Here is a 6,048-nt window from a genome sequence, read left to right as displayed (position 1 = left end):
CGCACCCGGCCGAGGCTATGTAGAGCATCGCATTGACCACCTCGCGCATATCCGTCGTGCGAGGGCGACCGCCCCGTTTCGCAGGGGGCACAAATGGCATGATCAAAGCCCATTCCCCGTCCATCATATCCGATGGATATCGCAGTCCTTCCCGGCTATGTTCACGTCGGGCAATACCAGTCCATGTCACCATTCACTCCATCTCTTCGTAAAGACGGATGAATCACAACAGGCTGGTATTGTTCAAAAACTTTCGGATCAGGCTCTTAGAATCCTGTCGGCAGTATGCGTTGTGAGATAGGAACAGAGAATTTCTACGATACAGAGATCGCCGACCGGTTGGTCCACGGACAAATTTTCAGCGTTTACCATGACTTTATTTCGTGTCTCCGTCGTGAACTCCGGGACAGGAGAAAGACGCATCGACTCACCTGTCGGCACTAAAAAAGTGACTGCGTCAGGCACGGATCACGCTATCCATCTGTCGCCAGGTCCAGCAGTGCTTATCATTTTCTATTCTTTATGACCCCGTACAGTCAGGCATGTCTTGACTCACTGATTCATACCCGCGAGTTCTATAAAATCGCGTAAATATTGAATGTCTTCATCCGTCTCGCGATGACCAAGAAAGATCTGTTTCGCAATACCGTTTATACCAAGTTTAACAGGATAAAGCTCAAAGCGAGAGGCATATTCTTCGACAAGCCATCGTGGAAGTGCTGCAACACCGCGGCCATGTGATACCATGACAAGCATGATATCGGTCGTTTCTATCTGCTTCTGCTGTCGCGGGGCTATGCCTGCGGGTTGCAAAAACTGAGTATAGATATCGAGGCGCTCTGACGGTACGGGGTATGTAATCAGTATTTCGCCAATGAGCTGATCTGGCAAAACATACTGTGAATTTCGCAAAGGATGTTCGGAGCCTACAACTAGTACCAGTTCATAGTCAAAAACCGGCGTAAATTTAAGGCCTGGCTTGTAGAGCGGATCCGGGGTCACAAGAATATCGATCTCGTTGCTGAATAGCGCACCTATTCCGCCAAACTGAAATTTCTGGCGCACATCTACATCTACCTTGGGCCATCTTTCCAGATAGGGCGACACTACTTTCAAAAGCCATTGATAGCAGGGATGACACTCCATCCCGATGCGAAGCGTTCCGCGCTCGCCAAGGGCGAACTGTTCAAGCCGATCTTCTGCCAGCGTGAATTGTGGAAGGAGACGGTTGGCAAGAGACAGGAGCCACTCTCCCGCCTGAGTGAGCACGAGAGAGCGTCCTTCACGTTGCCATATCTTCACGCCAAGCTGGCTTTCCAGCTTGCGGATGGAATGACTAAGCGCAGGCTGGGTCAGATTGAGGCGCGCTCCTGCAGCCGTCAATGAGCCTTCGCGCGCAACTTCCTGAATGATCGCCAAATGGCTGCGCTCAAGAATACTCATGTTCTACGCACCATATATGATTGCCGTTTATACATCTATGAAAACATATCATTTTTCTTCATATATCCGAAACCCTATCTTCCAGAAGCCATACATCATCTGGATAAATCTTCATGGTTACGACCCATAATCTCGGCTTCCCTCGCATCGGCTTCAAACGTGAACTCAAGTTCGCCCTTGAAGCTTACTGGAAAGGCCAGTCTTCCCTCGCCATGCTGGAGCAGGTTGGCACGGAACTACGCGTACGCCACTGGCGGGATCAGGCTGGTCTGGATCTCGCACCGGTCGGTGATTTTTCCTTTTACGACCAGATGCTGGACATGAGCTTCATGCTCGGAAACCTGCCCACCCGTGTGCGTGACTTCCATGGTGACCAACTCGATAATTATTTCCGGGTTGCCCGCGGTCGCTCAGCAGCGGTTGGTGAAGAAAACACCGGATGCTGCGGCGGTGTCGCCGCCGGTGAAATGACTAAATGGTTCGATACAAACTATCATTATATCGTTCCGGAATTTGATGCCGAGACGACGTTTACCCTTGATGCTTCGCGGTTGCTGAGCCAGTTGGACGAAGCGCGGAAGCAGGGTATCCGGACGAAGCCGGTCATTATCGGCCCGATAACCTATCTTGCACTCGGTAAGGCCAAAGATGGTTCGGACAAGCTGGATCTGCTGCCGCGACTGTTGCCCGTATATGCCAGACTGCTCGACGCGCTTGCTCAGGCGGGTGCCGGGTGGGTGCAGATCGATGAGCCGGTTCTGGTAACGGAACTGGATGCATCGTGGCAGAATGCTTTTGTGCAGACCTATCAGGCGCTTGATACCCGCCGGGTCAAACTGCTGCTGGCCACGTACTTCGGTCAGCTGCGCGAAAATCTGGCCCTGGTGAGCAGGCTCCCCGTGCAGGGCGTGCATCTCGATACCATTAATGCGCGGGAGGAGGTCTCTGAACTGGTAAAGACGAGCCCGCCAGATCGGATAATTTCCCTTGGGATCGTCAATGGCCGAAATATCTGGAAGACGGACCTGGAAGCGACGCTGGACTGGCTGGAACCTGTGGCAAAGCTGCTGGGAGACCGGCTCTGGATCGCGCCGTCCTGTTCCCTGCTGCACGTGCCTGTGGATCTGGCGGCCGAAGAGAAGATGGACGCCGAGATCAGCTCGTGGCTGGCTTTTGCCGTGCAGAAGCTGGACGAAATCCGCGTGCTGGCCCTTGCTCTTGACCGGGGGCGTTCTGCTGTGACGTCAGAACTGGTTACCAATCGGGCTGCGCTGGACTCACGCCACAGTTCGCCCCGCGTAAACAATCCGGATGTAAAAAATGCCATTGCGGCCATCACTGAATCGCTTGGCCGTCGGAGGAGTGAATTTGCTGCTCGCGCAGCAAAACAGGCCGCACTGCTGCAACTGCCGCTTTACCCGACCACCACCATCGGCTCTTTTCCCCAAACCAGAGAAATCCGTCTCGCGCGCAGTCAGTTCAAATCCGGAAAAATTGACGAAGGAACATATAAGGCAACCATGCGTCGTGAAATCGAACATGCAGTGCGCGAGCAGGAAAAGTTGGGTCTGGACGTGCTGGTCCACGGCGAGGCGGAACGCAACGACATGGTCGAATATTTCGGTGAGCAGCTTGAGGGGTATGTGTTCAGCCAGAATGGATGGGTTCAGTCCTACGGTTCGCGCTGTGTGAAACCGCCGATCTTGTTCGGAGATATCAGCCGCCCCAAGGCAATGACGGTAGAGTGGATCAGCTACGCAGCATCCCTTACCGACAAACCAATGAAAGGCATGCTGACTGGGCCAGTCACGATTCTTAACTGGTCTTTTGTCCGAGATGACCAGCCGCGCTCGGCCTCATGCTTTCAACTTGCGCTCGCCATCCGGGATGAGGTCCTGGACCTTGAAAAGGCCGGTATCCGCGTCATCCAGATTGATGAGGCTGCCTTGCGTGAGGGCCTGCCGCTGCGCAAATCGCAATGGCAGGACTACCTGACGTGGGCGGTGGAGGCCTTCTGCATTGCAGCCAATGGTGTCGCTGATGAAACCCAGATCCACACACATATGTGTTATTCAGAGTTCAACGACATTATCGCCGCCATCGCTGCCATGGATGCAGACGTTATCACCATTGAAACCTCGCGCTCCGACATGGAGTTGCTTGATGTCTTCGAGACGTTCAACTACCCGAATCAGATTGGACCGGGGGTCTACGACATCCACTCACCCAACATCCCCACCGAAGCGCAGATGGTTACTTTGATGGAGAAAGCGAATGAGCGCATTCCAGCACAACGTCTGTGGGTGAATCCGGATTGCGGGCTCAAGACGCGCCAGTGGAACGAGGTCATCCCGGCACTCGTCAATATGGTACGCGCGGCCCGCACGCTGCGGGAGAAGTCGGCCTGAACCGCGGACTACACGTGGCGGACGCGGCAGTCGGGTGATTGTATCAAAGCTGTGACCATTCCCTGACGATAACATGAGAGACTGGTCGCACGTCACCGGAAAGCAATGCGTCTGACCGGCTCTCGCTATCAGGGACCGGGAAGACGCCCGGCATAGCTTTCGTCCATTCGTACTTATCGGTACAAAGACATTGTTGGCATAACAAATATTATAAGACATATGGATTCGGTGGCGAAAGCAGTCTGTCAGTTGATCCATATTCCCAGCCTGAAGAGCTTTCATCTCCGGTTCCCGTCTATGAATCCGCACAAAAGACAGAACCTTGCGCAAGGTTCTGCACCCAATACCAGTAATTAAGGTTTCCACCTTACCCTTAATCATGACAGGAAAAATTACCGCCCTCGCCCTGTATGATGGTGCGGAACGTAATCGATTGCTCATCGCCCAAGCGCGTCCGGCATCGAGCCTACAACACACATCAGGGAGCCCGACAGGACATGTTTGACTACCTCGAAATGTGCGGGATTCTTTATTTTCCTCAACCAACCAATAATCTGGCGCGCTGACGAACTGCCTCAAGTTCCTTCGCTGAGACCTTTCCTTTGAGCTTCGCGCTCCGCACCCGGCAATCCAGACTTCTCATCTGATCCGAGAGCACCACACTGGCGGGTTTTCCGATCACGACCACTTCAAACGGATAGCCTTTGATTTTAGTGGTCGTAGGGCAGCAAAGCATCATCCCCGCTTTGGCATTATAACTCGCAGGGCTGAGAACCACCGCTGGCCGATGCACAGCCTGTTCCCGCCCTGCCTGAGGGTCAAATTCCAACCAGACAATATCGCCGCAGTCAGGAACCCACGTGACCTGGGATTTGGTGCTCACAAGCTTTCGTCACCTACAGACTGTCCAAAGTCAATTTCCTCATGCTGGTTCAAATCGGTAATCCCGGCGACGAGGTCTTCCAGTTTGAGCGGTGTGGCGCGAACTGGCTCAATGATAACTCGACCATCTTCCTCGTGGACATTCACCATCTGGTCATCCTGAAGTTCGAGTGATGCGTGGATGCCTGGTTGCCTTATAACCACGCCCGATAGGCCGGGCTGATCAGTCAGACCTTGGCCCCTTTTGCTTTCGTGCCGGTTTTCCGTACCGCACGCGGTTTCGCTGAGGCCTTGGAACGAGGCATTTTCTTTGGCGACGCTGCGGAAGATCCAGATTCAGTTGCCGACGACCTGGATCGCCGCGAAATGGTTTTTTTGGTGGGTACTACGGCCTCAGCAGTATCGACCGATATTTCTTTCGCTGCACTATCGACAGAAGGTGCTGCGGGTGCCTCGTCCACGGGAGCGGTCGGGGGCACCAAAATCTTACGTCCAAGGCCCGCGTCTCGCGCCAGAGCCGCCCGCATTTTGGCATACTCCGGAGCAACCATGGGATAATCCATAGGAAGCTGCCATTTCTCTCGGTATTGCGTTGGCGTCATCCCATACCTTGTCTGCAGGTGACGCTTGAGCATTTTGAGTTTTTTGCCATCTTCCAGACAGACGATGTATTCAGGAAATACCGACTGCGCGACTGGAACTGCGGGCTGCTGGGCCGGAATGCTGGCGTTTTTCTCTGGGACCGGTGTTGTTTCGCGGATAGCAGCGTAGACATCACGGATAAACGCCGGGACGTGTTCTGTCGGCAGAGAAGTATTGGTATTGCCGAGATGCGCTGCCACGATGTCGCTCATGGCAATTACAATTGCCGGGGATAGGTCGTCTGATTGGTCCATGATAAAGCCTCTCCGCTATATTTTTACCGAATAATATTGCCGGAGTGTAAGTCTTTATGCAATCGGCAAAATATGGCGTATCGAAAGCTGAATTATATATTGCGTTACGTTGCCTACATCGATCACATTGCACCATGAGCATCAAGTTCTATGCAAATTGTAAGCGGCGAAGCCTGCCCCTGATTACGCTATCAGACGGCGTAAACTGGCTCCTGCAGCGGGCCTGGCACAGAAGCTACGACTCACCTCAATGTCGATGATAAGTTTTTTAGTCCGAATATATCCATCCACGAATTTTCCATGACGTGGTGAGCGGATACAGGGGTCACGACACGAAAGTGTACTTTACGTACGCTTAGAGTGAACCCAACAAGAACGTTGAGGCTGTTCTGCTGAGAGTTCGATAGACAGTTGGCCGA

Annotated in this window: 6 protein-coding genes; 2 read left to right on the top strand and 4 right to left on the bottom strand. The window is 53.3% G+C overall.

The annotated features are described in order from the left end of the window. Positions 1 to 193: transposase (locus CFR80_RS16615; protein ID WP_146221631.1), on the bottom strand; the 193-nt coding region annotated here is incomplete at its 3' end. Between the two features lie 359 nt (positions 194 to 552). Then, positions 553 to 1,443 carry a LysR family transcriptional regulator gene (locus CFR80_RS16610; protein ID WP_010517208.1) on the bottom strand — a complete coding sequence of 297 codons (891 nt, stop codon included), beginning with the start codon at positions 1,441 to 1,443 and terminating at the stop codon, positions 553 to 555. 113 nt (positions 1,444 to 1,556) lie between these two features. Between CFR80_RS16610 and metE the strand changes: the two genes are divergently transcribed. Continuing rightward, complete coding sequence (gene metE, locus CFR80_RS16605) at positions 1,557 to 3,851, top strand: 5-methyltetrahydropteroyltriglutamate--homocysteine S-methyltransferase (protein ID WP_010517205.1); 2,295 nt, start codon at positions 1,557 to 1,559, stop codon at positions 3,849 to 3,851. Between the two features lie 538 nt (positions 3,852 to 4,389). On the opposite strand, the gene mazF is transcribed toward metE, so the two are convergent. Continuing rightward, positions 4,390 to 4,734, bottom strand: coding sequence for an endoribonuclease MazF (gene mazF, locus CFR80_RS16600; protein ID WP_010517204.1), 345 nt, complete (start codon positions 4,732 to 4,734; stop codon positions 4,390 to 4,392). Positions 4,735 to 4,775: 41 nt separating this feature from the next. Here mazF and CFR80_RS20000 point away from each other — a divergent pair, with 41 nt between their 5' ends. Beyond that, positions 4,776 to 4,907 carry a hypothetical protein gene (locus tag CFR80_RS20000; RefSeq protein ID WP_258367913.1) on the top strand — a complete coding sequence of 44 codons (132 nt, stop codon included), beginning with the start codon at positions 4,776 to 4,778 and terminating at the stop codon, positions 4,905 to 4,907. A 53-nt stretch (positions 4,908 to 4,960) separates the two neighbouring features. Here CFR80_RS20000 and CFR80_RS16590 read toward each other — a convergent pair whose 3' ends face one another. Then, the gene (locus tag CFR80_RS16590; protein ID WP_010517199.1) at positions 4,961 to 5,629 is read right to left on the bottom strand and encodes a MucR family transcriptional regulator; all 669 of its coding nucleotides are present in this window, start codon (positions 5,627 to 5,629) and stop codon (positions 4,961 to 4,963) included. Positions 5,630 to 6,048 lie beyond the last annotated feature (419 nt).

Source organism: Komagataeibacter oboediens (genome assembly GCF_003207815.1).
GTDB classification, from domain to species: Bacteria; Pseudomonadota; Alphaproteobacteria; order Acetobacterales; family Acetobacteraceae; genus Komagataeibacter; species Komagataeibacter oboediens.
The sequence above is the reverse complement of the archived record's forward strand: the minus strand, read 5'-3'. Positions and strand labels throughout refer to the sequence as shown.

Bases quoted from the DNA above. Each gene is read 5' to 3' on its own strand.
- CFR80_RS16610 (WP_010517208.1), bottom strand. From the start codon at position 1,443: ATGAGTATTCTTGAGCGCAGCCATTTGGCGATCATTCAGGAAGTTGCG.
- metE (WP_010517205.1), top strand. From the start codon at position 1,557: ATGGTTACGACCCATAATCTCGGCTTCCCTCGCATCGGCTTCAAACGT.
- CFR80_RS16590 (WP_010517199.1), bottom strand. From the start codon at position 5,629: ATGGACCAATCAGACGACCTATCCCCGGCAATTGTAATTGCCATGAGC.
- CFR80_RS20000 (WP_258367913.1), top strand. From the start codon at position 4,776: ATGCTGGTTCAAATCGGTAATCCCGGCGACGAGGTCTTCCAGTTTGAG.